Genomic DNA, 2,059 nt, shown 5'->3' on the forward strand with positions numbered 1-2,059 from the left:
GTGCCGGTGGGCGTCGCGGGCGAACTGTACTTGGCCGGTGTGCAGTTGGCGCGCGGGTACGCCGGGCGGGTCGACCTGACCGCGGAGCGGTTCGTGGCGAACCCGTTCGAGCCGGGCGCTCGTATGTACCGCACCGGTGATGTCGTGCGCTGGACGGTCGACGGTCAGTTGGTCTACCTCGGCCGAACCGATGATCAGGTCAAGATCCGTGGCCGGCGGATCGAGCCGGGTGAGGTCCAAGCGGTACTGGGCGCGCATCCCGCGCTCCGCCAGGTCGCCGTGGTCGCGCGTGAGGACGCGGGTGAGGTGCGCCTGGTGGCGTACGTCGTGCCCGCAGCCGATGGCCCGGTCGAACCGGAAGTACCCACAGCTGTACGGAAGTTGGCGGCCGAACGACTGCCGTCCCACCTCGTGCCGGCCGCCGTGGTGGTCCTCGAGGCGCTCCCGGTGACCGTGAACGGCAAGCTCGACCGCCGGGCGCTGCCGGCCCCGGACTTCGCGGCCGCCGCGGGCGCCGGCCGGGAGCCGGCCACCGAGCAGGAACGGCTGCTGTGCGAGGCGTTCGCCGAGGTCCTGGGCCTGCCCGCGGTGGGCGTCGACGATGACTTCTTCGCCCTCGGCGGACACTCGGTCCTGGCCACGCAGCTGGTCAGCCGGATGTGGTCGCTGCTCGGGGTGAAGCTGCCGCTGCGGGTGCTCTACGAGGCGTCGACGCCGGCCGCGATCGCGGCCTCGCTAGCTGAACAGACCGATGGAAAGAAGAAGCAGGCCAGGCTCGCATTGCGGCCGGTGCGCAAGCAGGAGGAGTCCTGATGATTCCGTTGTCGTTCGCCCAGCGCCGGCTGTGGTTCCTCTGGCAGGTCGAAGGGGCCTCCGCCACCTACAACACCCCGATGGCGGCGCGGATCACCGGGCGGCTGGACCACAAGGCACTGAATGCCGCCTTCCGCGACCTGATCGAGCGTCATGAGGTGCTCAGGACGGTCTTCCCCGAAGCCGGTGACGAGCCGTACCAGAAGGTCCTGCCGCTGGACGAGGTCCGGTTCGAGCTGCCGGTGATCGAGGTGACGCCCGAAGAGCTCAACGCCGCGGTCACCGAGGCCTCTCGTTATGCCTTCGACCTCGCCACCGAGATCCCGCTGCGCGCCTGGCTCTTCTCCGACGGGCCGGACGAGCAGGTGCTCGCGGTCGTCGTTCATCACATCGCCGGCGACGGGTGGTCCACCGGACCACTGATGCGCGATCTGTCGCTGGCCTACGCGGCGCGTATGGAGGGCCGCGAGCCGGGATGGGAGCCGCTTCCGGTGCAGTACACGGACTACGCCGTGTGGCAGCGGGAATCACTCGGCGACGAGAACGACCCGGACAGCCTGCTGGCGCAGCAGGTGGCCTACTGGCGCGAGGCGCTGGACGGGGTGCCCGAGGAGCTGGAGCTGCCGACCAGTCGGCCGCGCCCTGCGGTCGCCTCGCACCGCGGCCACCAGGCGGCCCTGGACGTCCCCGCCGAGGTGCACGGCCGACTGGTCAGACTGGCGCGCGAGCGGCGGGCCAGCATGTTCGTCGTACTGCAGGCCGCTCTGGCGGTGACGCTGTCCCGCCTGGGCGCGGGGACCGACATCCCGATCGGCTCGGCCATTGCAGGCCGCACCGACCCCATCCTGAACGACCTGGTCGGCTGCTTCGTCAACACCCTGGTGATCCGCACCGACCTGTCCGGCGACCCGACCTTCGACGAAGTGCTGAAGCGCGTCCGCGACGTGGCACTGGACGGTCTCGAGCACCAGGACGTCCCGTTCGAGAAGCTGGTGGAAGTGCTGGCCCCCGCACGCACGCTGGGCCGCCACCCACTCTTCCAGACCGTCCTGACCATGCAGAACACCGGCTCGGGCCTGGAGCTGCCGGGCGTTCGGATCGAGGGCTGGCCGCTGGACCGACCGGGGGCCAAGTTCGACCTGGACGTCATGGTCGGTGAGGTCTTCGACGGGCAGGGTGTTCCGGCGGGGATCAGGGGCGTGCTGACGGTGGCGGCGGATCTGTTCGACGAGGATGTGGCGGGCCG

2 protein-coding genes are annotated in these 2,059 nt (G+C 70.5%); both read left to right on the forward strand.

Annotation, left to right across the window (positions count from 1 at the left end):
* On the forward strand, positions 1-813 hold an 813-nt coding region (locus ABZ845_RS31865; protein ID WP_360987014.1), incomplete at its 5' end, for a phosphopantetheine-binding protein.
* On the forward strand, positions 813-2,059 hold a 1,247-nt coding region (locus ABZ845_RS31870; protein ID WP_360987017.1), incomplete at its 3' end, for a condensation domain-containing protein. The genes ABZ845_RS31865 and ABZ845_RS31870, both read left to right, overlap by 1 nt.

It is taken from the genome of Streptomyces sp. NPDC047022, assembly GCF_040644155.1.
In the GTDB taxonomy this organism is placed as follows: domain Bacteria; phylum Actinomycetota; class Actinomycetes; order Streptomycetales; family Streptomycetaceae; genus Streptomyces.